This is a genomic window from Streptomyces sp. WAC04114 (genome assembly GCF_019733245.1).
Classification (GTDB): Bacteria; Actinomycetota; Actinomycetes; order Streptomycetales; family Streptomycetaceae; genus Streptomyces; species Streptomyces massasporeus_A.
The window spans coordinates 1-21710 of record NZ_JAIGQA010000107.1 but is presented as its reverse complement, the minus strand read 5'-3'; the positions used below and the strand labels follow the sequence as shown (position 1 = coordinate 21710).

Annotated in this window: 25 protein-coding genes and 1 tRNA gene; 7 read left to right on the top strand and 19 right to left on the bottom strand. The window is 71.1% G+C overall.

What is annotated here, in order from left to right; genetic code table 11:
• Window positions 1-47 precede the first annotated feature (47 nt).
• Together K4G64_RS24835 and K4G64_RS24830 are read left to right on the top strand one after the other, a co-directional pair.
• On the top strand, window positions 48-1544 hold the full coding sequence (locus K4G64_RS24835) for an MFS transporter (RefSeq protein ID WP_221758217.1): 1497 nt from the start codon (window positions 48-50) through the stop codon (window positions 1542-1544).
• 149 nt (window positions 1545-1693) lie between these two features.
• Window positions 1694-2470, top strand: a complete 777-nt coding sequence (locus tag K4G64_RS24830; RefSeq protein WP_221758216.1) for a TetR/AcrR family transcriptional regulator — start codon at window positions 1694-1696, stop codon at window positions 2468-2470.
• A gap of 1 nt (window position 2471) precedes the next feature.
• On the opposite strand, the gene K4G64_RS24825 is transcribed toward K4G64_RS24830, so the two are convergent.
• Together K4G64_RS24825 and K4G64_RS24820 are read right to left on the bottom strand one after the other, a co-directional pair.
• Window positions 2472-2942 carry a PPOX class F420-dependent oxidoreductase gene (locus tag K4G64_RS24825; protein WP_221758215.1) on the bottom strand — a complete coding sequence of 157 codons (471 nt, stop codon included), beginning with the start codon at window positions 2940-2942 and terminating at the stop codon, window positions 2472-2474.
• Between the two features lie 10 nt (window positions 2943-2952).
• The gene (locus K4G64_RS24820) at window positions 2953-3246 is read right to left on the bottom strand and encodes an STAS domain-containing protein (RefSeq protein ID WP_374206443.1); all 294 of its coding nucleotides are present in this window, start codon (window positions 3244-3246) and stop codon (window positions 2953-2955) included.
• Window positions 3247-3523: 277 nt separating this feature from the next.
• Between K4G64_RS24820 and K4G64_RS24815 the strand changes: the two genes are divergently transcribed.
• Together K4G64_RS24815 and K4G64_RS24810 are read left to right on the top strand one after the other, a co-directional pair.
• Entirely contained in the window at window positions 3524-4246 is a 723-nt protein-coding gene (locus K4G64_RS24815; RefSeq protein ID WP_221758213.1) for a GAF and ANTAR domain-containing protein, read from the top strand.
• A 57-nt stretch (window positions 4247-4303) separates the two neighbouring features.
• On the top strand, window positions 4304-5005 hold the full coding sequence (locus K4G64_RS24810) for a GAF and ANTAR domain-containing protein (RefSeq protein WP_221758212.1): 702 nt from the start codon (window positions 4304-4306) through the stop codon (window positions 5003-5005).
• Here the strand turns inward: K4G64_RS24810 and K4G64_RS24805 are convergent.
• The 3 genes from K4G64_RS24805 to K4G64_RS24795 form a co-directional block, all read right to left on the bottom strand.
• A complete protein-coding gene (locus K4G64_RS24805; RefSeq protein WP_221758211.1) occupies window positions 4988-5845 on the bottom strand; it encodes a YceI family protein in 858 nt (285 codons plus the stop codon). The two genes, K4G64_RS24810 and K4G64_RS24805, sit on opposite strands and share 18 nt — an antisense overlap.
• 89 nt (window positions 5846-5934) lie before the next feature.
• Complete coding sequence (locus K4G64_RS24800; protein ID WP_221758210.1) at window positions 5935-8472, bottom strand: MFS transporter; 2538 nt, start codon at window positions 8470-8472, stop codon at window positions 5935-5937.
• Between the two features lie 13 nt (window positions 8473-8485).
• Window positions 8486-8974, bottom strand: a complete 489-nt coding sequence (locus K4G64_RS24795; RefSeq protein WP_031102579.1) for a MarR family winged helix-turn-helix transcriptional regulator — start codon at window positions 8972-8974, stop codon at window positions 8486-8488.
• A gap of 215 nt (window positions 8975-9189) precedes the next feature.
• Between K4G64_RS24795 and K4G64_RS24790 the strand changes: the two genes are divergently transcribed.
• Complete coding sequence (locus K4G64_RS24790) at window positions 9190-9387, top strand: hypothetical protein (RefSeq protein ID WP_184847865.1); 198 nt, start codon at window positions 9190-9192, stop codon at window positions 9385-9387.
• An 847-nt stretch (window positions 9388-10234) separates the two neighbouring features.
• On the opposite strand, the gene K4G64_RS24785 is transcribed toward K4G64_RS24790, so the two are convergent.
• From K4G64_RS24785 to K4G64_RS24745, 8 genes are all read right to left on the bottom strand, one after another.
• On the bottom strand, window positions 10235-11137 hold the full coding sequence (locus K4G64_RS24785) for an RNA polymerase sigma factor SigF (RefSeq protein ID WP_221758209.1): 903 nt from the start codon (window positions 11135-11137) through the stop codon (window positions 10235-10237).
• A 268-nt stretch (window positions 11138-11405) separates the two neighbouring features.
• On the bottom strand, window positions 11406-12341 hold the full coding sequence (locus K4G64_RS24780) for an RNA polymerase sigma factor SigF (RefSeq protein WP_221758208.1): 936 nt from the start codon (window positions 12339-12341) through the stop codon (window positions 11406-11408).
• Between the two features lie 188 nt (window positions 12342-12529).
• Window positions 12530-12823 (bottom strand): Dabb family protein, encoded by a 294-nt coding sequence (locus K4G64_RS24775; RefSeq protein WP_221758207.1) that lies wholly within the window; start codon window positions 12821-12823, stop codon window positions 12530-12532.
• Complete coding sequence (locus tag K4G64_RS24770) at window positions 12823-12999, bottom strand: hypothetical protein (RefSeq protein ID WP_221758206.1); 177 nt, start codon at window positions 12997-12999, stop codon at window positions 12823-12825. Before K4G64_RS24770 ends, K4G64_RS24775 begins: the two co-directional genes overlap by 1 nt.
• 133 nt (window positions 13000-13132) lie before the next feature.
• Window positions 13133-13217: transfer RNA gene (locus tag K4G64_RS24765), tRNA-Ser, on the bottom strand.
• Between the two features lie 45 nt (window positions 13218-13262).
• Complete coding sequence (tadA, locus tag K4G64_RS24760) at window positions 13263-13694, bottom strand: tRNA adenosine(34) deaminase TadA (protein WP_221758205.1); 432 nt, start codon at window positions 13692-13694, stop codon at window positions 13263-13265.
• A gap of 608 nt (window positions 13695-14302) precedes the next feature.
• On the bottom strand, window positions 14303-14842 hold the full coding sequence (locus tag K4G64_RS24750; RefSeq protein ID WP_221758223.1) for a hypothetical protein: 540 nt from the start codon (window positions 14840-14842) through the stop codon (window positions 14303-14305).
• A gap of 276 nt (window positions 14843-15118) precedes the next feature.
• Window positions 15119-15352: a hypothetical protein gene (locus K4G64_RS24745; protein ID WP_185008110.1), complete on the bottom strand. Its 234-nt coding sequence runs from the start codon at window positions 15350-15352 to the stop codon at window positions 15119-15121.
• A gap of 132 nt (window positions 15353-15484) precedes the next feature.
• Between K4G64_RS24745 and upp the strand changes: the two genes are divergently transcribed.
• Window positions 15485-16120, top strand: coding sequence for a uracil phosphoribosyltransferase (upp, locus tag K4G64_RS24740; RefSeq protein ID WP_030850262.1), 636 nt, complete (start codon window positions 15485-15487; stop codon window positions 16118-16120).
• Between the two features lie 25 nt (window positions 16121-16145).
• Here upp and K4G64_RS24735 read toward each other — a convergent pair whose 3' ends face one another.
• The 6 genes from K4G64_RS24735 to K4G64_RS24710 all read right to left on the bottom strand — a co-directional run bounded on the left by K4G64_RS24735 (window position 16146) and on the right by K4G64_RS24710 (window position 20871).
• Window positions 16146-16763, bottom strand: a complete 618-nt coding sequence (locus K4G64_RS24735) for a LytR C-terminal domain-containing protein (protein WP_221758222.1) — start codon at window positions 16761-16763, stop codon at window positions 16146-16148.
• 133 nt (window positions 16764-16896) lie between these two features.
• Window positions 16897-17193 carry a type II toxin-antitoxin system VapB family antitoxin gene (locus tag K4G64_RS24730; protein ID WP_003999914.1) on the bottom strand — a complete coding sequence of 99 codons (297 nt, stop codon included), beginning with the start codon at window positions 17191-17193 and terminating at the stop codon, window positions 16897-16899.
• A 738-nt stretch (window positions 17194-17931) separates the two neighbouring features.
• Complete coding sequence (locus K4G64_RS24725) at window positions 17932-18069, bottom strand: hypothetical protein (RefSeq protein ID WP_221758204.1); 138 nt, start codon at window positions 18067-18069, stop codon at window positions 17932-17934.
• A 71-nt stretch (window positions 18070-18140) separates the two neighbouring features.
• A complete protein-coding gene (locus tag K4G64_RS24720) occupies window positions 18141-18482 on the bottom strand; it encodes a hypothetical protein (RefSeq protein ID WP_221758203.1) in 342 nt (113 codons plus the stop codon).
• 1048 nt (window positions 18483-19530) lie between these two features.
• A complete protein-coding gene (locus tag K4G64_RS24715) occupies window positions 19531-20115 on the bottom strand; it encodes an HhH-GPD-type base excision DNA repair protein (RefSeq protein ID WP_221758202.1) in 585 nt (194 codons plus the stop codon).
• A gap of 36 nt (window positions 20116-20151) precedes the next feature.
• Window positions 20152-20871 carry a siderophore-interacting protein gene (locus tag K4G64_RS24710; protein WP_221758201.1) on the bottom strand — a complete coding sequence of 240 codons (720 nt, stop codon included), beginning with the start codon at window positions 20869-20871 and terminating at the stop codon, window positions 20152-20154.
• Window positions 20872-20953: 82 nt separating this feature from the next.
• On the opposite strand from K4G64_RS24710, the gene K4G64_RS24705 reads away from it, so the two are divergent.
• Window positions 20954-21710, top strand: a 757-nt coding sequence (locus K4G64_RS24705) for a penicillin acylase family protein (protein WP_221758200.1), incomplete at its 3' end; no start/stop codon positions are given.

Genomic DNA, 21710 nt, shown 5'->3' with positions numbered 1-21710 from the left:
CGAAACTCCGTTGTACGCCGTATAAGGACTGTTCTACGGTGTACAGCATGACGACGTCCCCCCAGGAAACGGCCCTGCCGCACACCGCACCGGGCGGCCACCCCCAGCGCTGGCTGATCCTCGGTGTCATCTGCCTCGCGCAGCTCACCGTGCTGCTCGACAACACGATCCTCAACGTGGCCATCCCCTCGCTCACCCGCGAGATGGACGCCTCGACCGCCGATGTCCAGTGGATGATGAACGCGTACGCACTGGTGCAGTCCGGCCTGCTGCTCACCGCCGGGAACGCCGCCGACCGCTACGGCCGCAAGCTGCTGCTGATGTCCGGCCTCGCGATCTTCGGCCTGGGCTCGCTCGCGGCCGGACTCTCCCAGAGCCCCGGCCAGCTGATCGCGGCCCGGGCCGGCATGGGCGTCGGCGGGGCCCTGCTGATGACCACCATCCTCGCCGTGGTCGTGCAGATCTTCGACGACCAGGAGCGCGTGAAGGCCATCGCGCTCTGGTCGACGGTCAGTTCGCTCGGTTTCGCGGCCGGGCCGCTGATCGGCGGTGTGATGCTGAACCACTTCTGGTGGGGCGCGATCTTCCTGATCAACATTCCGGTCGCCCTGCTCGGCCTGGTCGCGGTCGCCGCACTGGTGCCGGAGTCCAAGCACAAGTCCGGTGACCGGCCCGACCTGCTCGGCGCGGTGCTCTCCACCATCGGCATGACGGCCGTGGTGTACGCGATCATCACCGGGCCCGAGCACGGCTGGACCTCCGCGCAGGTGCTGGTCTCGGCGCTGATCGGCGTGGTCGTGCTCGGTCTGTTCGTGCTGTGGGAGCTGCGGACCGAGCACCCGATGCTCGACATGCACTTCTTCCGCAACCAGAAGTTCGTGGGCGCGGTCGCGGGTGCGATCCTCGTGGCGTTCGGCATGACGGGGTCGCTGTTCCTGCTCACGCAGCACCTGCAGTTCGTGCTCGGCTACGAGCCGCTGGACGCCGGGCTGCGGACGGCGCCGCTGGCGCTGACCGTCGTCGCGCTCAATTTCACGGGGGTCGGGGCGAAGCTGGTCCTCAAGGCCGGAACCCCGGCGGCGATCACGCTCGGCATGACCCTGGTGTCCGCTGGGCTCGCGGCGATCGCGCTGCTCGGGGGCCACGGGTACGGGGGCATGCTGCTCGGGCTGATCGTGATGGGCGCGGGTGTGGCCCTGTCCATGCCGGCGATGGCCAACGCGATCATGGGTGCGATACCGCCGGAGAAGGCGGGTGTGGGAGCGGGGATCAACGGCACGCTCGCGGAGTTCGGCAACGGGCTGGGCGTCGCCGTCCTCGGTGCCGTGCTCAACTCCCGGTTCGCGTCGCTGGTCGCCGTGTCCGCGGCGTCGTTGCCGGCGGCGCTGGCGGCGGCCGACAGCGCCGAGGAGAAGGCGCGCATCTCCGACGCGTTCGCCTCCGGCCTGGAGACGAGTCAGTTGGTGGGGGCGGCTGCCGTGCTGGCGGGCGGGCTGGTCGCGGCGGCGTTGCTTCGACGTGCTGAGCGGGCAGAGTCCGCCTAGGAGCGCGGGGCTGCTCGTAGCGCGCGGGTGCGGGTTCGTCGTGGTTGATCGCGCTCACGCGGCGGAGCCGCACATTGACTCAGCCCCGCGCCCCTGAAAGGACAGCGCGTCTAGCATGAGCGGCGCTGAAAGATCGAGGAAGGTGCGCCATGGCGAAGGCAGCCGAGAAGGCCGCGCGGTCCAGTGTCTGGCTGGACGGCAAGGCGCACCGGCGGCGCGGTGGCGGGCAGCCCTCGGGGCTGGACCGGGACCGGATCATCGAGGTCACCGTGCGGCTGCTGGACGCCGAGGGGCTGGCCAAGTTCTCCATGCGGAGGCTCGCCGCCGAGCTGAACGTGACGGCGATGTCCGTCTACTGGTACGTCGACACCAAGGACGACCTGCTCGAACTCGCCCTCGACAAGGTCATGGGCGAGGTGCGGCTGCCCGATCCGGACTCCGGTGAGGACTGGCGGGACCAGGTGCGGGCCCTCGCCCGGGAGTACCGGACGCTGCTGGTGCGCCACCCCTGGGTGTCCGCGCTGGTCGGCGTCTTCCTCAACATCGGTCCCAACAACCTGGCGTTCTCACGGGTCGTGCAACGCGTCGTCCGCAGAACCGGGCTGCCCGCGAAACGCATGACGAGCACGATCTCGGCCGTCTTCCAGTTCGTCTACGGCTACGGCACCCTGGAGGGCCATCTCGCCTCCCGGGCCACCGCCGGCGGCATGAGCGTGGACGAGTACTTCCAGCATGCCCTGGACACCGTGACCGCCGCCCCGCAGGCCGCCGATGTCCTCCAGGAGTCCCGGGAGATCATGGCGGCGCGCGGCGGCGACACGGTCGCCGAGATGCTGGAGCGCGACTTCGAGTTCGCGCTGGAACTGCTGATCGCGGGCATCGAGGCGATGGTCGCCCGCGAGGGCGGAGCCCCCGGGAAGAGCTGACCTACTCCCCCTCCACCAGCCGCGCCGGGAACCCCCCGGTCGCCACCGGCCCCCACCGCTCCGGCGTGATCCGGATGATCGACTTGCCCTGCTTGAGCATGGCCGCGCGGTACTCGTCCCAGTCGGGGTGCTCCCCGGCGATGTTCAGGTAGTACTCCACGAGCGGTTCGACGGAGTCGGGGGAGTCGATGATCTCGGCCGTGCCGTCGATCTGCACCCAGGGGCCGTTCCAGTCGTCGCTGAGCACGAGCAGGCTCACGCGTGGGTCCCGCTTGGCGTTGCGGGTCTTGGCGCGCTCCGGGTAGGTGGAGACCACGATCCGGCCGGAGTCGTCGACACCGCAGGTCAGCGGGGAGCCCTGGGGGCCGCCGTCGGTCCGCCGGGTCAGCAGGATCGCGTGGTGCCGGGGGCGTACGAAGTCGAGCAACTCGTCCAGGGAGACACGGGTGTTCGTCGCGATGTTCGGTGCCATGTGCCGCAGCCTACGACGCCAGGGCCTCGGCGAGGTTGTCGTACACGGGGACGTCCCGGCGCAGGCCCGTCACCTCCAGGACGCGGCTCGTGGTCCCCTCCGGCCGGGCCACCAGACGCACCGCGGCCCCGGGGCGCAGCCGGCGCCGTACGTCGTTGATGAGGCGGATGCCCTGGGAGTCCATGAAAGAGGTCGTGGACAGGTCGAGGACGAGGATCTCCAGCCGGTCCCCACGGGCGCGGACCGCGGACATGAGGACGGGCAGCAGCTCCGCCGCGTTACAGAAGTCGATCTCGGCGGGCATCGTGAGGTGGACGCGACCGGGAAGGTCGCGCGGTTCTGTGGGATTCGTGAAGAAGGTCACGGCACTCACCTGGCAGACGTTCGTCCGGATTCCGGTAAGGCCGCTTCCTGACCCGTGGTGCCATTCCACCATGCGAGGGGCGGGTGGCGGAAGCGCCCCATGGCGGCGTCGGCCGGACGTCACTTGGAGGCAACCGAGCAGTTAGAGTGCTGTCCGTCCTGTGCTCGCAGTCGGGAATGTGCTGCGGAGCTCTCCTGCGCACGGCCGTTGGCCGTGCATGCCGAAGAGGTTCGTGGTGGCTGCGTCCGAGTTTCCTGATTTGCCCCGTTTTCCGGTCGGCTCCGAGCTGGCCGAAGCGCTGACGGTGGCGTCGCAGCAACTGCACGAGACCCTCACACCGCACAGCACGCTGCGCACCGCGGTCCGGCTGGCCGTGCATCTCATGCCGGGCGCCGAGCACGCCGGGATCTCCGTGATCGAGCGCGGCAACAAGATCCGCACGCTGGCCTGGACGGACGAGGTCGTGCGCTCCGCCGAGTCCCGGTACACCGGCCGCGAACAGCGCGGGCTGTGGGACCGGTTGTGGGAGAGCCCGGTCGCGCGGATAACGGACAGCGAGGCGGACGACGGCTGGGACGTGCTGGCGGCCCTGGGCCTGCGCTCGGCGCTGTCGCTGAGACTGCGCGCCGACCGGCGCCGGCTGACCGTCCTCACGGCCTACGCGCGCAAACCGGGCGCCTTCGACGAGGAGGCCACCCGCGTCGGCCGGCTGTTCAGCACGCACGTCAGCATCGCCCTGGACTCCGCGACGGTGCGCGAGCAGCTCACCGAGGCCATGCACACCAGGGACCTGATCGGCCAGGCCACCGGCATCCTCATGGAGCGTCAGGGCATCGACGCGACCGCTGCCTTCGAGAGCCTGGTGCGGGCCTCCCAGCGGGAGAACGTGAAGCTGCGCGATCTCGCCCGCCGGATCGTGAGTGCGCCCAACGCCCCCTGAAGTGTGAGGAATTACGTAGGTGGCGTGTATGACCGGTGACGGGATACCCGTACGGTCATGAGTTCCGAGACGTCCGACACGCTGGACCAGGCGATGGTGCGCAGCAGTGGTCTCGACACCCTGCTGCGCGATCTGACCGACCGCGCGGTGCAGGAAGTGCCCGGCGCCGACGCGTGCAGTATCACCGTGCGCCGCGCCGGTCGGCTGCTCACCCTGGCCGGCAGCGACGGCATGCCGAGCGGCCTGGACCTGCGCCAGTACGAGAACGGCTCGGGGCCCTGCGTCGACGCGGCCGAGACGGGTGAGGAGCAGTACGCCCCGGATCTGGCCGAGGAGTCGCGCTGGCCCTCGTACACGGAGTACGCGCTGTCCGCGGGCGTCCGCTGCGCGCTGGCGGTGCCGGTCGCCGTGGAGGGCGAGAGCGGCGCCGCGATCAACTTCTACGGGGTGCGGGCCGGTGCGCTGGGCACGGGCCGGGACCCGGCCCGTGCCTTCGCGGCCCGGTCGGGGGACGCGATCGACGTGGCGCTGCGGATCGAGCGCCGGCGTCAGTCGGCGGCCGATGTGCGCACCGCGCTGCTCTCCCGCAGCGTCATCGACCAGGCGATCGGCATCCTGATGGCCCGGGAGCGGATCGACGCGCGGATCGCGCTGGAGCGGCTGCGCCGGGCCTCGCAGGACCGGAACGTCAAGCTCCGGGACCTGTGCGGCCAGTTGGTGGCTAGGGTGTCCGCCCCGGACTCACGCCGCGGGAAGTGACTCGCCCTGCACGGCCTGGATGTCCAGCTCGACCTTGAGCGTCGTGCCGATGGCGGCGATGCCCGCTTGGAGGACCTGGTTGTAGTTCATCGCGAAGTCCTCGCGGTGCAGCTCGGTCGTCGCGCGGAACGCCGCCCGGGTGCCGCCCCACGGGTCCAGGCCCGTGCCGAGGTAGGCCAGATCGAGATCCACGGGCCGCACGACACCATGCATGCCCAGCTCCCCCCACACGGTCCACCGGTCGGACCCGGTCGCCGTCAGCCCGGTGGACCGGAAGGTGATCTCCGGGAACCGCTCGACATCGAGAAAGTCCGGCGACTTCAGGTGTCCGTCGCGCATGCCGTTGCCGGTGTCGATGGACGCGGCCCGGATCACCGCCTCCACCCGCGACTTGGTGACGTCGTCCGGGGCGATCTCGATCGAGCCGGAGAACTCCGTGAACCGGCCGTGCACGCTGGAGATGCCCAGGTGCTGGGCCACGGCGGCCACGCTGGAGTGCACCGGGTCGACGGTCCACGGCCCGGGCGGCGGCAGCTCGGTGCCGCCCTGCCGGGCCAGCGTCACCGAGCCGACCTCGGCCCGCCCTCCCCCACTCTCGGCTTCGCTCGAGCGGGAGGTGCCCCCAGCGGTCACGATCACGCTGGAGGCAGCGGGCGCATAACCCACCGCCGTGACGATGACGGTGTATGCCCCCGGCTCCAGCGGCGTCGCGTCCCGTACGGCGCCCTCCGCGTCGGCCTCGGCCCGCAGCACCTGCGCGCCGGTCATGTCCGCCACCGTGACGACCGCGTGCGACACGGCCCATCCGTCCCGGGTACGGATCCTCGCGGTCAGTCCCATCTCAGCTACTCCTCGGAAAGAAGCCGGCCCGCGACAGGGGGCGCACCTCCGCTCGGAGCGCGCCCACCCGTCGCGGGCCGGGGTCGTCGCTACTCGCCGGGGTGGGCGAGTTCGATGTCGTGGGCGTCTGTGCCGGCGCCCGTGACCGTCAGGGCGGTGGCCACCGGCGGGTAACCCGTGGCGATGACCGTGTACTCGCCGCCGTCCAGGTCGGTGAAGGCGTACGCCCCGTCCGTCCCGGTCGTTGCCGAGCCGACGACGTTGCCCGCCTGGTCGACCAGCGTGACCCGGGCGTCGGCCAGCGGGCCGTGCGGGGCGCGGACGACACCCTGGACGCGGGCGCCCGGGTCCAGGTCGATCTCGACCCGGGTGACCCCGGTGCCGCCCACCTCGACGGGCAGGGCGCGCGGCCGGTACCCGGCGGCGTTCACCGCGATGGTCACCGACCCCGGCACCAGCTCGGCGAAGGAGAACTCGCCCTGCTCACCCGTGGTGCCGTTGGCCAGCAGGTCCCCGCGCACATCCGTGACGATGACCATGGCGTCCTTGACCGGCTGCCCGCTCTCGGCGGCCCGCACCAGGCCGGTCAGCCCGCTGGTGCCGCTGAGCAGGATGTCGTAGGCGACCGGCTCGCCGTTCACCACGACCGTGGACGCCTGCGGCTGGAAGCCGTCGGCGGAGGCGATCAGCACGTACGAACCGGAGCCCGGGGCGTCCACCGCGTACGAGCCGTCGGCCTGCGCCACGGACCGGCCCAGCTGGCGCCCGGCCAGCGAGATCAGCGTGACGGCGGCCTGCGGCACCGGCGCCGACTCGTTCCCGCGGACGAAACCGCGGACCGGGACACCACCGGAGGTCTCCTCGGCACGCACCGCCGTGGCGACGGCGGCGAGCCGCTGCGTCCCCTCGGGCCCGGCCTCGTCGACGGCCTCGGTCTCGGCCACGGCCCAGCTCGGCACGGCCTTCTCCGCCTCGGTGGCCTCGACGGCGACCTCGGCCGGAACCACGGCCGGCGTCTCCGTGTCGGCGGCCTGCGCCAGCCCGCCCTTCGTCTTCAACGGGACCTCCTTGATGAACAGCGCCACCAGCAGCGCGAGCAGCGCCATCGGGGCCGAGTAGAGGAACACGTCCGCGACACCGTGGCCGTAGGCGCTCTCCACGACGGTGCGGATCGGCGCGGGCATCGTGCTCAGGTCGGGGATGCCGCCCCCGCCCGTGCCGGCGTGACCGAGGGCCGCGCCCTTGGGGCCGAGGTCGGCCAGGCCGTCCTTGACGTAGTCGGTGATCCGGGTGCCGAGGACGGCGCCCAGGGCGGAGACGCCCATCGCACCGCCGAGGGACCGGAAGAAGGTCACCGTGGAGCTGGCGGCACCCAGGTCGGCCGGCTCCACCTGGTTCTGCGTGCACAGCACCAGGTTCTGCATCATCATGCCGATGCCGAGACCCAGCAGCGCCATGAAGATCGCTATGTGCCAGTACTCGGTGTCGTACCGGATGGTGCCCAGCAGGCCGAGGCCCGCGGTCACCAGCACACCGCCGCCGATCAGCCACGCCTTCCAGCGGCCGGTCCGGGTGATGACCTGGCCGGAGACGGTGGAGGAGACGAACAGGCCCGCGATCATCGGGATCGTCATGACGCCGGACATCGTCGGCGACTTGTCCCGGGCAAGCTGGAAGTACTGGCTGAAGAAGACGGTCCCGGCGAACATCGCGACACCGACGAACAGGGAGGCCACGGAGGCCAGCGTGATGGTGCGGTTGCGGAACAGCCGCAGCGGGATGATCGGCTCGCTCGCCTTCGACTCCACGAGGACGAACAGCGCGAGCAGCACGAGCGATCCGCCGACCATGGCGTACGCCTGCCAGGACACCCAGTCGTACTTGTCACCGGCGAAGGTGACCCAGATCAGGAGCAGGCACACGGCCGCGGTGATCAGGAAGGCGCCGCCCCAGTCGACCTTGACCTTCCGCTTGACCACGGGCAGGTGCAGGGTCTTCTGCAGCACGATCAGGGCGATCACGGCGAAGGGCACGCCGACGTAGAAGCACCAGCGCCAGCCGAGCCAGTCGGTGTCGGTGATGACACCGCCGACCAGCGGGCCGCCGACCATGGCGGTGGCGAAGGTGGCGCCGAGGTAGCCGTTGTACCGGCCGCGCTCACGCGGCGAGATCATCGCCGCCATGATGATCTGGGCCAGCGCGGACAGACCGCCCATGCCGATGCCCTGGACCGCGCGGAAGGTGATGAGCATGCCCGGGTTCTGGGACATGCCGGCCGCCGCCGAACCGAGTACGAAGATGACCAGCGCGAACTGGATCAGCAGCTTCTTGGAGAACAGGTCGGCGAGCTTGCCCCACAGCGGAGTGGAGGCGGTCATCGTCAGCAGGGACGCGGTGACGACCCAGGTGTAGGCGCTCTGGCCGCCACCGAGGTCGCTGATGATCCGGGGCAGGGCGTTGGAGACGATCGTCGACGACAGGATCGCGACGAACATGCCGAGCAGAAGACCGGTGAGGGCCTCCATGATCTGCCGGTGCGTCATCGGAGCGCCGTCGCCGGAGGAGCCGTGGGAGCCTCCCCCGTGCTTGGCATGAGCCCGCACACCGGCTGGTGTGGTCGTTGCCATGGGCTTCCTTTTCTTATGTGCTTGCGGGTGTACGGGTGGTCTGGTCGAAAGCGGCCGGCGCGGCCCGGGTCCCGGGCCGGCAGTCGAAGCTCTCCCTCAGCCGCGCCATGAGGCTGGTGAGCTGGCCGACCTCTTCGTCGGTCCAGTCGCTCAGGCGCTCGGCGAGGACCTCGGTGGTCCGCCGGGACAGCTCGTCGAGCTGTGTGTGGCCCGCGGGTGTGAGGCGCAGGATGCGTGAGCGTTTGTCCGCGGGGTCGGGGGAGCGTTCGATCCAGCCCCGGTCCACGACGTGCGCGACGTGGCGGCTGGTGACCGACATGTCCACCGCCAGTAGCTCGGCGAGCTTGCTCATGCGCATGTCGCCGTGGCGGCCCAGCAGGGTCAGCACGGCCGCCGACCCGCCGGGGCACTCGGCGGGCATGATCCGTCCGAGCTCCCGCTTCACGGCGCCGAAGGCGCTGAACTGGCGGACCAGCTCTTCGTACTGCGCCTTTTCGGCCATGACGCCTCCCGCTTTCGTTGCTTAGGGCAACCATAGAAGCTATTGGTTGCTGCAGGCAAATAAAAGGGTTGTGTGCGGCATAAAAACTTGGCAAAGGCAAGTATTGCGGGAGTAAACGTGCAGGTGGCGTGGCCGTCGGTACGGGGCACTCGGCCTCAAACGGAACCTCAACCCCCACTTGGGGAGCCCCGCCGTTTTCGCTAGGGTCTCGGGCCATGGCTAACAACCAGGCCCCGCAGGGCAATCACGACCCCGCCGGCAGCACCCAGATGTTCCGCGCGTTCGTCGACGAGGCCCCGCAGGGCCGTCAGGCAGCGGCCTCCTCCAGCGGCGGCCCCCGCATCGGCCTCATCCTCGGCGTGATCGCCGCGGTAGCGATCGTCGCGGCGGTGGCCTGGCTGGCCCTGGCGTAACGCACACGGCTCGCCGTTGCTTTGCTGAGGCGGGGTGGGTCTGCGCCCCTGAGCAGCGGGGCACCCGGCGTTGCTGCTGAGGCGGGGTGGGTCCGCAGCCCGGCGTAGCGGGGTGCCGCTGCGCCCACCCGTGCCGCCCCCAGCGGCACGCATGCGCGCAGCGGGGGCGGCTCGCATGCCCGCGGCTGGGCGGTGCGCACGTCCGTAGCGGGGGCGCTACGCAGCCAGGCGGAGCGGGCGCCCGCGGCTGAGGCAGCCGCCGCGCGCCTGCGACGTAAGCGAGACCCGCCTCATGCGCGTGCGGCGCGAGCCGGGATTGAACCCGCGCTCGTGCGCGCGCGGCGCGAGTCGGGATGAGCCGGCACCCGTATGCCTGCGGTGCGAGCCGGGATGAAGCCCGCACCCAAAGCCCGTACGGCGCGAGCCACGACGCTCCCGCACCCGCGTGCGGCGAGAAGGGGTCGTGTCGGGGGGTGTCCGCCCGCAGCGGTTGGCGCGTCAACGGACGGTTAGTCGGTACGCAACCCCATCGCGCCGTTCCGAGGACGGACACCCCCCGGCGCGGCCCCGACCCACCACCGGCGAGAAGGCGAAGGCGCGCACCCCCACGGGCGTCCCGTTCAGGCACAGGCATACGGCGCGGCCCCGACCCACCACCGGCGAGAAGGCGAAGGCGCGCACCCCCACGGGCGTCCCGTTCAGGCACAGGCATACGGCGCGGCCCCGACTCACCGGCGTCAGGCGAGACGAACGCGCACCCCCACCGGCGCCCCGTTCAGGCACAGGCATACGGCGCGGCCCCAACAGCCGCGCCCCAGCCCTCCGTCAGGACTCCATCAGGACTCCGTCAGTCCGAGATCAGGCCTTCCCGGAGCTGCGCCAGCGTCCGGGTCAGCAGTCGGGAGACGTGCATCTGCGAGATGCCGACCTCCTCGCCGATCTGCGACTGCGTCATGTTCGCGAAGAAGCGCAGCATGATGATCCGCCGCTCCCGAGGTGGCAGCTTCGCCAGCAGCGGCTTCAGCGACTCCCGGTACTCCACACCCTCCAGCGCGGTGTCCTCGTACCCCAGCCGATCCGCCAGCGACCCCTCGCCACCGTCGTCCTCCGGCGCCGGCGAGTCCAGCGAGGACGCGGTGTACGCGTTCCCCACCGCCAGCCCGTCGACGACGTCCTCCTCGGACACCCCGAGCACCGCGGCCAGTTCGGTCACCGTCGGCGACCGGTCCAGCTTCTGCGAGAGCTCGTCACTCGCCTTGGTCAGCGCGAGCCGCAGCTCCTGCAGCCGGCGTGGCACCCGCACCGACCACGACGTGTCCCGGAAGAACCGCTTGATCTCCCCGACCACCGTCGGCATCGCGAACGTCGGGAACTCCACGCCCCGTTCGCAGTCGAACCGGTCGATCGCCTTGATCAGCCCGATCGTGCCGACCTGGACGATGTCCTCCATCGGCTCGTTCCGGGACCGGAACCGCGCGGCGGCGTACCGCACCAGCGGGAGATTGAGCTCGATGAGCGTGTCACGGACGTACGCACGCTCGGGGCTGTCCTCGTCGAGCGCGGCCAGCCGCAGGAACAGGGAGCGGGACAGGGTGCGGGTGTCGATGGCGCCCGCAGCCGGAAGGACCGGAACGGACTCGGCCGGGAGGGCCGGTGCGTCATCGATGGGGCCGAGTGAGTCGAGAGCATGGGGAGCTGTCTCGCTCTCCGTGAGCGTGAGCACCTTCGAGCTGCCCTGTTCTACGGACATGCCACCCCCTTTGGGTCGCGGGACGGTCGCGGCGAACGTCCCCGTCTGAGGAACGCAGCCTTCACCTGAATACCGGAGCCGAAGCTCCGGCAAACGCGCTTCCCGCAGAATGTCACATGTCGGCAACACGCTGTAGTGACATGTCGACATCTGAGACGCGAATCCGCCCTGCAAACAAGGGGTCTGACGGTCTTTCGGCTCTCAACTGTCGGGAACGGCCCTGATGAGCGATTCCCTCCCCGAGGTGACCTCTCGCTAACGTTTGCGGTTACGCGTCGATACGGTTCGCAGACCGCAATCTCTGGAAACTACGCGCGAGTAGCCGCGACACATGCATCTGCGAGACACCGAGCTCCGCACTGATCTGAGACTGCGTGAGATTGCTGTAGTACCGCAGCAGCAGGATCCGCTGCTCCCGCTCGGGCAGCTGGACGAGCAGGTGCCGTACGAGGTCCCGGTGCTCCACGCCGTCCAGCGCGGGATCCTCGTAGCCGAGCCGGTCCAGCAGCCCCGGCAGCCCGTCGCCCTCCTGGGCGGCCTCCAGGGAGGTCGCGTGGTACGACCGCCCGGCCTCGATGCAGGACAGCACCTCGTCCTCGGTGATGCGCAGCCGCTCGGCGATCTCGGAGGTCGTCGGGGTCCGCCCGAAGGAGGTCGTCAGGTCCTCCGTCGCGCTGTTCACCTGCACCCACAGCTCGTGCAGCCGGCGCGGCACATGGACGGTGCGGACATTGTCGCGGAAGTACCGCTTGATCTCGCCGACGACCGTCGGCATCGCGAACGTCGGGAACTGCACGCCCCGGTCCGGGTCGAAGCGGTCGATGGCGTTGATGAGCCCGATCGTGCCGACCTGGACGACGTCCTCCATCGGCTCGTTGCGGGAGCGGAACCGGGCGGCCGCGTAGCGCACGAGCGGGAGGTTGGCCTCGATGAGCGCCCCGCGCACGCGGTCGTGCTCCGGCGTGCCCGGCTGGAGCTCCTTGAGCTCCGCGAAGAGGACCTGCGTGAGCGCCCGGGTGTCGGCACCCCGGCTGCTCCGCTGGGGCGCAGCCGGAGCGGCCTCCACGGGCGCGGCCTGGGCAGGGGCTCCCTGGGCAGGGGCTCCCTGAGGGGCCGGTGCCTGATGAGGCGGAGGGGCTTGAGGAGCCGGCGCTGGAGGGGACGGTGCCTGAGGTGCGGTACTGGCCAGCACGGTCAACTCCACCTCGTCATCGTCAACTCATCCGTCAACTCTTCCATCAAAAGCGGTCATAGCATCACAAGACATGTGCACTGTGTGCAAGCACCCCATAACTACGTGTTGAGGGATGAACACCGCACAAATCAACTCACGCAACACAAGAGCCCCCTGTCGCAGCGACAGGGGGCCCGGAACGGCTGGGTTCGGAACGGTCAGAACTCGTAGTCCGCGATCACCCACGTGGCGAACTCGCGCCACAGTGCGACCCCCGCCTGATGGTCGGGGTGCTCCACGTACCGCCGCAGCGCGTCCGCGTCGTCGCAGGCCGAGTTGATGGCGAAGTCGTACGCGATGGGACGGTCGCTGACGTTCCAGCCGAGCTCCCAGAAGCGGAGCTCCGGGATCTTGTCGCCGAGCGCGCGGAAGGCTTCGACGCCGTTCACGACCCGTGGGTCGTCGCGCTCGACGCCCTCGTTGAGCTTGAAGAGCACCAGGTGGCGGATCATCACTTTCCTCCCTTGGCGACCCATGTGGCGAAGTCGCCGAGGGCCCCGGCGGCGTCCGAAACACCCTGGAATCCTATAAAGACGTAGTCGGCCGCCGTCTTCGGGTCCGTGATGATCACGTACAGCGCGAAGACCACGAGGGCGTAGACGGCGACCTTCTTCGCGTTCACCGCCATCGCGGCCTCCCCTGTCACTGGTGTCCCATGCAGCGCACATGATCGCACGAAGGGCCGATCGCACGAAGGGGCTGATCGCACGAAGGGGCTGATCGCACGAAGGGCCCCGCCTGACGACGGGGCCCTTCTGAAGCGGTAGCGGAGGGATTTGAACCCTCGGTGACTTGCGCCACACTCGCTTTCGAGGCGAGCTCCTTCGGCCGCTCGGACACGCTACCGAGGGAGACCTTACAGCAAGGTGCCGCATGCTTTGAAATCGGTATTCAGCGACCGCGGAAGAACGCGGTGAGCAGTCCCGCGCACTCCTCGGCCAGCACGCCCTCGATCACCTCGGGGCGGTGGTTGAGCCGCCGATCGCGGACGAGGTCCCAGAGCGATCCGACCGCGCCGGCCTTCTCGTCGCGGGCGCCGTAGACGAGCCGGTCGACGCGGGACTGCTGGATCGCGCCCGCGCACATCGTGCAGGGCTCCAGCGTCACGACGAGGGTGCAGCCGGCGAGCCGCCACGTGCCGAGGGCGGCCGCGGCCCGCCGCAGGGCGAGGAGCTCCGCGTGGGCCGTCGGATCGCCATCGGCCTCGCGCTCGTTGTGCCCGACCGCGAGCACGGTCGTGCCGTCCGGCGCCAGCACAACGGCCCCGACGGGCACGTCCCCGCCCCGAACGGCCTCGGCGGCCTCACCCAGGGCGATCCGCATCGCGGCCCGCCAGGGATCCCGAACGGGATCAGGCGGGCTCGCGGAGCCCCGGTCCGGCGAACCCGCGGACGCGGGATCGGGCGGGCTTGCGGGGGCCTGATCTTGCGAATCCGCAGGACCGGGATCGGGCGGGCTCGCTGGTACCTGGTCCGGCGAACCCGCGGGGACGGGGTACGCCGGACTCGCAGGGGTCTGATCTTGCGAATCTGCCGGGCCCTGATCCTGCGAGCCCGCGGGAATGGAATCCGGCGCGCTCGCGGAGCCCTGGTCCGGCGTACCCCCGGAGGCGGGATGCGCCGTGCTCGCGGGGCCCTGGTCCGGCGAACCGCCGGAAGCGGGATGCGCCGGACTCGCGGAGCCCTGATCCGGCGAGCCCTCAGGCCCCTGTAGCGGCGAACCCCCGGGCCCCTGAACCCGCGAACCCTCGGGGACCGGACCCCGCGAGCCCTCGGGGACCGGACCCCGCGAGCCCTCGGGGACCGGACCCCGCGAACCCCCGGGTACCGGACCCTGCGGACTCATGGGTACCGGACCCTGCGGACTCGTGGGGCCCTGATCTTGCGAACCCGCGGGAACAGGATCCGGTGGGCCCGCTGCGGCGCGACCGGTCAGCGGACGGTCTCCAGGGTTTCCGAGGCGCCCAGGGACTCGGCGATCTCGGTGACGGCGTCCGTCGACATCAGGCGCAGTTCCTTCTCGCTCACGCCGAGGTCGTCCAGGATCAGGGCGTCGCCGACCGGGCCGTGCGGCACGTCGGCGGCGCCGGCGGTCCCGGCGCCGGCCTCGGCATCGTCGTCGTCCTCGTCGGATTCACCGTCCTCGGTGCCGTCGAGGTCGAGGGCGTCGAGGACATCCCCGTCATCCGGATCGCGGCCGAGCAGCTCGTCGGTGAGGAGGATCTCGCCGTAGCTGCTGCGGGCAGCGGCGGCGGCGTCCGAGACGTAGATGCGAGGGTCCTCCTCGCCGTCCACGCGGACCACGCCGAACCAGGCGTCCTCCTGCTCGATGAGCACGAGCACCGTGTCCTCGTCGGGGGAGGCTTCACGGGCCAGGTCGGCGAGATCCGACAGGGTTTCCACATCGTCGAGCTCTGTGTCGCTCGCTTCCCACCCGTCTTCGGTGCGCGCGAGCAGTGCGGCGAAGTACACCGTGACTCTCCCACTGGTCATAGGCGTGCCGGTTGGGGGTCCCCCCGGCGGAGGTTACGGGCGGGGAGTGCTCGTCCGAGCCCCACCCACTCGGAATCGTGGCAGAAACAAGGCGTTCAGGGGACGTCTTCGGCTCCCTGTGTTGGGCAGTTCTGTTCGCACGCCCGTTGCCACCACCTGCGGATCGTACGCGGCTTTACCCCGCTGCACGCACGGTCAACCACGACAACCTCCGCGCGGTTCGTGATCTTTGCCGGAGGTTTCCGCACCGGTTTCCTACCAGCGGAAGGTGCGCATGCGCATGGCGTGGCGCAGCCGGGCCGTCTTGGCGCGGCGCGGCTGGACGCGGTCGCGCAGCTCCCGGGCCTCGGCCAGATCGCGCAGGAACCGGGCGCGACGCCGGCGGCGCTCGGCGTCGGACTCGTCGGTCCCGTCCGTCTGGTCGGGCTCCGGGCCCGCCCCCGGCCGTATGCGCGGCGACGGATCGTCTCGGAAATCCCGGTCGGGCATCTGGTTCACCACCCCCAGTCCGTCTTTCCCACCTTCCCCCGGACGGGCGGTTTGACGCCAGCCTTCGGGTGACGGCCGGACGGCGACCTTGCCGTGCGGCCCGCGGCACCCCGCCCGGTTAATGTTGTGGACATGCGTCTCCACGTCGTCGACCACCCTCTGGTCGCCCACAAACTCACCACGCTGCGCGACCAGCGCACCGACTCCGCGACCTTCCGCCGTCTCGCCGACGAGCTGGTCACCCTGCTCGCCTACGAGGCCACGCGTGACGTGCGCACCGAACAGGTCGACATCCAGACGCCGGTCGAGCGGACCACGGGTGTCAAGCTGTCCCACCCGCGGCCACTGGTGGTGCCGATCCTGCGGGCCGGCCTCGGCATGCTGGACGGCATGGTCCGGCTGCTGCCGACCGCCGAGGTGGGCTTCCTCGGCATGATCCGCAACGAGGAGACGCTGCAGGCCTCCACGTACGCGACGCGGATGCCGGAGGACCTGTCGGGGCGTCAGGTGTATGTGCTCGACCCGATGCTCGCCACCGGCGGCACGCTGGTCGCGGCGATCCAGGAGCTGATCCGGCGCGGCGCCGACGACGTGACCGCCGTGGTGCTGCTGGCCGCCCCCGAGGGCGTCGAGATCATGGAGCGCGAGCTGGCCGGCACGCCGGTGACGGTCGTGACCGCCTCGGTCGACGAGCGGCTGAACGAGCACGGCTACATCGTGCCGGGCCTCGGCGACGCGGGGGACCGGATGTACGGGGCGGCCGAGTAATTCCCCCGGGGCCTGGCGACAGGCCCTAGCAGCCCTTCTTCGTCGTGGGCGCCGGCTCGGGCCTGGCCAGCTTGGTCAGCGCCCGGTCGGCGTCCTGCTGTTTGGCCAGCTCCTTGAAGCCGTCCCCGATGACGAGGTCGACGGTTGCGCCCTTACGGGCTGCCTCGGTACGCCGTTCGGCCCCCGGGAGCTGGGTGCCGAGCACGGGCAGCGCGGTGTCGAGGGCGGTGGCGGGGCCGAGGAGCAGGCCGGTGCCCTTGACCTTCTTGTCGTACTGCTTGGTCGCGTTGCCCACGTCGCCGATCTTGAAGCCGCGCTTCTTCAGCTCGTCGGCGGTCTTCTTCGCCAGTCCGCCGCGGGTGGTGGCGTTGAGCACGTTGACGGTGATCGTGCGCGGCTCGGGCAGGGGCTTGGCGCTGGGCGAGGGGCTCGCCTTGGTCTTGACGCCGCAGTCCGTGCCGTCTCCGGCCGCCGAAGCCTTTCTGCCGCCACCGGTGAAGACGTCGATGAGCTGCAGCGTGCCCCAGCCACCCACGCCGAGGACGACGACGGACGCGACGGTCAGGCCGACGAGCCTGCCGCGCCGCCGGGGCCGGCGCATCTTGGGGTACTTGTTGCCCGTGATGCGGTACTTGCCGCCCATGCCGGGGGGAGTCAGCATGCTCATGAGTGCAGCGTAGTGCGCCCGGGCGACGATGCCTACTAGATGATCATTCGACATCGCCCAGACGGATCAGACGAACCCCGAAAGGGCCAACCCGCTATCGCGGCGGGGATCAGTCGAGCTCGAGCACGCGCGCGTGCAGCACCTGACGCTGCTGGAGCGCCGCCCGCACCGCGCGGTGCAGCCCGTCCTCCAGGTACAGGTCGCCCTGCCACTTCACGACGTGCGCGAAGAGGTCGCCGTAGAACGTGGAGTCCTCGGCGAGCAGTGTTTCCAGATCGAGCTGACCCTTGGTCGTCACGAGCTGATCGAGGCGGACCGGGCGCGGCGCGACGTCCGCCCACTGCCGGGTGCTTTCCCGGCCGTGGTCGGGGTACGGCCGGCCGTTTCCGATGCGCTTGAAGATCACACGGAAAGCCTACCGGTCAAGACCTTCCGGGCGCAGCCATGGCGAGCGAGTGCGACGCTGAAAAAATCAATACAAGGCGGTACGAACCCGGAACAGGTGCGTGAACATGCCGGATCGCGAGACCCTGCCGTCGGCGCCGGCCCCGGAAGTGTCCGAGCGTGCCGCCGCCCTCCCCCAGGACGCGTTGCGGATCGCATCCGGCTACGCGTTCACCGGCCCGGCCCTCCATCTGGGTGCCCTGCTGTGGGACGGGCAGTGCCTGCCGGACGCGCAGATCCGGATGCCGCCGGCGATGCTCAACCCGCCACGTCGGCGTACGAGCGGCTGGAGCGCGGGCGGGGTGCGAAGGGGCCCGACGAGATGCTGGAGGCCGCGCCCCGGGAACCTCGGGGTTCCCGAGAACCCGGGGAACCGCGGGAACCGCGAAGAGGAACGGCAGTCCGCTGTGGAGCAGGTGGTCGGGAGCGGGGTGTTCCAGTCTCTGGCCCCGGTCGGTGGGGACGCAGATCGGACGGGAGATCACGAGATCGCTGTTCGGCACGGCACGGCTCGGCGGTCGGGGCGGCGGAGGCGGTAGGCGGGAGGCGAGGGCCTGCGGTCGTCCGAGCCATCAGGCCTTCGGCGTGCTCGGGTCCGGGTCCTCGGGCCGGCGGAGTTGTCAGGTCGCTTGAGAGCGCTCAGGTCCTTGAACTCCTCAGGCCGGCGGAGGCGTCCGTGTGCCTCCGCCGGGCGTGGGCCTCAGCCGCGGTTGCCTCTCGCTCCCTTCGAGGGCTGCTGCGGCTTCCGCGTGTCGGGCTCGGGGTGGGGCTTGGGAGTGCTGCGGGCGGCCTCCGCACGCAGGAGGGCGCGCAGGACGGCGTAAGGGTCTTGAAGCATGGCTGGTTCCTCGTCGTTCCTCGTCGTACTGGTTCCGTGCGGGACGGACGGACCGGGGCGGGTCCGTCCTGTCAGCAGCGCAGGACCTCGGAACGCAGGGGGCGAGGGTCGAGCGGCGGGTTCGGCGGTACGGGAACCGGGTGCTGTGCGGTGGACGCGGGCCCGGGGCCCGGGACCGTGGCAGGGCTCAGCGGTACGGCGGCGGTACGGCGGGCGGCTCTGGCCGGTGGGCGCAGGGCGGTGTCGAGGAGGTCGCACTCGACGGTTGTGGTCTCGCCGGGGACACCGGCCGTCCACCCCGTGTGGGCCTCCGCGTGTGCGCCCGGCACGAGCAGGGCGAGCAGCAGGACGAGCACCCGTAGCCAGGCGTGTCGACGCGGGCTGCGGGGGGCCGGCTGCGGTGCGGAGGCCACGGGAGGTCACTCCCCGCCGCGGCCACGCCGTTCATCCCGCCTGCTGCGAGATCCGCCCGTCCGGTCCATGCCGGTGTCCGGGACGCGGTGGCTCTCCGCGGAGGGACCCGGGCCGTGCGGGTCGGAGGGCCAGGGGTCCTGCCGCCCGGGCCGTGCGGTCCGTTCGCGAGGGCCGGTGGCCCGGAGCGCCTTAGGCGCCTGGGGGTCGTACGGCCAGTGGTCCGGGGCCACGGGCGGCGTGCTGCCGTGCCGTTCGTGCTGGTCACGGGAGTGGGGACCGTTCGGGCCCGGGCCCTGCCGGACGGGGGGTTCCAGACCCAGGGGCGCGTGCTCGCGGTCGGTGTCATGCTCCCGGCCCCGGGGGGAGCCGCTCGGTGGCTCGGCCATGGTTCATGCTCGGCCCCGGCCCGAGGGGCTCGCCACCTGGGCCGGGCCAGGCGGACGACAGGCGCGAGGCCACGGACACGGCCGGGCGGTCCCGGCCTGGCGGTAACGGCTGGGCGGACAGGGTCGAGTGGTCAGGGCCGAGGGGGCGCGGCCGGGCAGTCACGGCCCAGGGGTCACAGCCGGGCAGCCGCGGCCGAGGGGGCACGGCCGGGTCATGAGAGAGCGGAAGCAGCCTGGCGGTAAGGGCTGGGCGGACAGAGTCGAGTGGTTACGGCCGGGCAGTCACGGCCAGGTGGTCATGGCCGGGCAGTCACGGCCGAGCGGACGGGGTCGAGTGGTCACAGCCGGTCGGTCACAGCCTGGCGGACAGGGCCGAGCGGACGCAGCCTGGCAGTCATGGCTGAGCGGTCACGGCTCAGCGGACGCAGCCTGGCAACACGGCCGAGCAGTCACAGCCCGGCGGTCACGGCTGAGCGGTTATGGCCGAGCAGACAGGGCCGAGCCGACAGGGCTTGGTGCACACGGCCAAGCGGACGCAGCCTGGCAGTCACGGCCGAGCTGACACGGCTCCGGGGTCACTGCTACTTGCCGGAGGCCGTGGCGGTCACCGCCGAGCACACACGGCCGAGCTGACACGGCCCCGGAGTCACCCGAGTCACTGCTACTTGCCGGAGGCCTTCGCCGCCGCCTTCATCTCCTGCTTGTGCGCCCTGACCTTGACCAGGGACTCGGGCCCCGTGATGTCGGCGACCGAGCGGAAGGAGTCCGGCTCGCCGTAGGCGCCCGCCGCCTCCCGCCAGCCGGTGGGCCGGACCCCGAGCTGCTTGCCGAGCAGGGCGAGGAAGATCTGGGCCTTCTGCTTGCCGAAGCCGGGCAGTTCGGCGAGCCGCTTCAGCAGGTCCTTGCCGGTGGCGACATCCTTCCAGACGGCCTCGGCGTCACCGTCGTAGTGCTCGACGAGGTACTGGCACAGCTGCTGGATCCGCTTGGCCATGGAACCCGGGTAGCGGTGCACCGCAGGCTTCTGGGACAGCAGCGCGGCGAAGGCTTCCGGCTCGTGCGCGGCGATCTCGTGCGCGTCCAGGTCGTCCGTGCCGAGCCGCTGGGCGATCGTCGCCGGGCCCTTGAACGCCCACTCCATCGGTACCTGCTGGTCCAGCAGCATGCCGACCAGCGCGGCGAGCGGGCTGCGGCCGAGCAGCGCGTCGGCCTCGGGATCCTGGGCGAGGTGAAGAGTGACGTCCATGCCCCGATCATCCCCCGGGGCGGTCCGTCCCGCTGCTCAGGTGGCCCGCCAGTAGCCCAGCGCGTGCACCCGCTGCTTGGGCAGGCCCAGTTCCTTGCGGACGTAGGCCGTCAGGGCCCGGGTCGTCACCGTGTCGCAGGCGATCCAGACGTAGGGGTCGGCCGTGCCCTGGAGCAGGCCGGGCAGCTCCGACTTCACGCGGTCGACAAGGTGGGCGCCGGAGTCCTGGCGCGGCACCTTGCGCAGTTCGTGCCGGTCCGGGTCGGTGCGGAACGGCAGGTCGTCGTCGCCCTCGAACCAGACGGTGGCCGGGGCGGAACCCAGGGCGTCCAGAAGGGAGTTGATGGCCGGCAGCGAGGCCGGGTCGCCCACGGCGAAGACGTGCGAGGGCGCGGGGTCCGGGTGCTCGAAGCCGGTGCCCTGGACGGTCGCCTCGATGGTGTCGCCCGGCTTCGCCGCCCTGGCCCAGTCGCTGGCGCACCCCTCGTGCAGGGCGAACTCCAGGCCGAAGGTGCCGGCCTCGGCGTCCGGGTCGACCAGGGTGTAGGCGCGCTGGTGCGGCTTGCCCGCGTTGTCGAACCACAGCCGTACCCACATGGTGGGGTGCACTCCGGTGGCGGCCAGCAGACCGCCGTCGGTGAAGCGCAGCCGCCGGTACTCCGGGGTGACGTCCTCGACCTCCGTCACCGTGAACTCGAAGTCCTTGCCGCGCATCAGTTTGAGGACCGCGCCCTCCCAACCCCGCCCCTGCCCCATCGCTTTCCCGCCCCTTCGCGTACGATTCCGGCCACAGTCTGGACTTAGGCAAGCCTAACCTAAAGGGAAGAGGGGGCGCAGCGTGGCCACCGAGATCTACCGTGACGCCTGGGGCATTCCGCACCTGCGCGCGGGCAGCGCGGCCGAACTCGCCCATGCGCAGGGCCTCGTCACCGCCCGCGACCGGGCCTGGCAGCTGGAGGTCGAGCGTCACCGGGCGCAGGGCACCTCGGCGTCCTTCCTCGGCGCGAGCGCCCTGGCCTGGGACCGGTTCGCGAGACGGGCCAGAGTCGACGACACCGCGCGACGCTGCTTCGCGGACCTGGAGAGACGGGACCCCGGGACGGCGCGATGGGTGCGCGCGTACGTCGACGGGGTCAACGTGGGTCTGGCCGACAGCACCGCCCCCGAGTTCGCCCGCACCGGTCTCACCCCGGGCCGCTGGGAACCCTGGACCCCGCTCGGCGTCTGGCTCGCCACCCACATCCTCTTCGCCGGGTTCCCGGCCAAGCTCTGGCGCGAGCAGGTCGCCGCGCACCTGGGCGCGGACGCCATCGGCCTCTTCGCCACCGACGGCCCCGGCACCTCCGGCAGCAACGGCTGGCTGATCGGCGGTGAGCGGACGGTCACCGGGCAGGCCGTGATCGCCGGCGACCCCCACCGCTGGATCGAGGACCCGGGCGTCTACCAGCAGATCCACCTGTCCTGCCCCGAGTTCGACGTCGTGGGCCTGGCTGTACCCGGTGTCCCCGGCATCGCCCACTTCGGGCACACCGGCTCGGTCGCCTGGGCCATCACCAACGCCATGGCGGACTACCAGGACCTCTACCGGGAGCGGC

Bases quoted from the DNA above. Each gene is read 5' to 3' on its own strand.
- K4G64_RS24835 (WP_221758217.1), top strand. From the start codon at position 48: ATGACGACGTCCCCCCAGGAAACGGCCCTGCCGCACACCGCACCGGGC.
- K4G64_RS24830 (WP_221758216.1), top strand. From the start codon at position 1,694: ATGGCGAAGGCAGCCGAGAAGGCCGCGCGGTCCAGTGTCTGGCTGGAC.
- K4G64_RS24825 (WP_221758215.1), bottom strand. From the start codon at position 2,942: ATGGCACCGAACATCGCGACGAACACCCGTGTCTCCCTGGACGAGTTG.
- K4G64_RS24820 (WP_374206443.1), bottom strand. From the start codon at position 3,246: ATGCCCGCCGAGATCGACTTCTGTAACGCGGCGGAGCTGCTGCCCGTC.
- K4G64_RS24815 (WP_221758213.1), top strand. From the start codon at position 3,524: ATGCCGAAGAGGTTCGTGGTGGCTGCGTCCGAGTTTCCTGATTTGCCC.
- K4G64_RS24810 (WP_221758212.1), top strand. From the start codon at position 4,304: ATGAGTTCCGAGACGTCCGACACGCTGGACCAGGCGATGGTGCGCAGC.
- K4G64_RS24805 (WP_221758211.1), bottom strand. From the start codon at position 5,845: ATGGGACTGACCGCGAGGATCCGTACCCGGGACGGATGGGCCGTGTCG.
- K4G64_RS24800 (WP_221758210.1), bottom strand. From the start codon at position 8,472: ATGGCAACGACCACACCAGCCGGTGTGCGGGCTCATGCCAAGCACGGG.
- K4G64_RS24795 (WP_031102579.1), bottom strand. From the start codon at position 8,974: ATGGCCGAAAAGGCGCAGTACGAAGAGCTGGTCCGCCAGTTCAGCGCC.
- K4G64_RS24790 (WP_184847865.1), top strand. From the start codon at position 9,190: ATGGCTAACAACCAGGCCCCGCAGGGCAATCACGACCCCGCCGGCAGC.
- K4G64_RS24785 (WP_221758209.1), bottom strand. From the start codon at position 11,137: ATGTCCGTAGAACAGGGCAGCTCGAAGGTGCTCACGCTCACGGAGAGC.
- K4G64_RS24775 (WP_221758207.1), bottom strand. From the start codon at position 12,823: ATGATCCGCCACCTGGTGCTCTTCAAGCTCAACGAGGGCGTCGAGCGC.
- K4G64_RS24770 (WP_221758206.1), bottom strand. From the start codon at position 12,999: ATGGCGGTGAACGCGAAGAAGGTCGCCGTCTACGCCCTCGTGGTCTTC.
- tadA (WP_221758205.1), bottom strand. From the start codon at position 13,694: ATGCGGATCGCCCTGGGTGAGGCCGCCGAGGCCGTTCGGGGCGGGGAC.
- K4G64_RS24745 (WP_185008110.1), bottom strand. From the start codon at position 15,352: ATGCCCGACCGGGATTTCCGAGACGATCCGTCGCCGCGCATACGGCCG.
- upp (WP_030850262.1), top strand. From the start codon at position 15,485: ATGCGTCTCCACGTCGTCGACCACCCTCTGGTCGCCCACAAACTCACC.
- K4G64_RS24735 (WP_221758222.1), bottom strand. From the start codon at position 16,763: ATGGGCGGCAAGTACCGCATCACGGGCAACAAGTACCCCAAGATGCGC.
- K4G64_RS24725 (WP_221758204.1), bottom strand. From the start codon at position 18,069: ATGCTTCAAGACCCTTACGCCGTCCTGCGCGCCCTCCTGCGTGCGGAG.
- K4G64_RS24715 (WP_221758202.1), bottom strand. From the start codon at position 20,115: ATGGACGTCACTCTTCACCTCGCCCAGGATCCCGAGGCCGACGCGCTG.
- K4G64_RS24710 (WP_221758201.1), bottom strand. From the start codon at position 20,871: ATGGGGCAGGGGCGGGGTTGGGAGGGCGCGGTCCTCAAACTGATGCGC.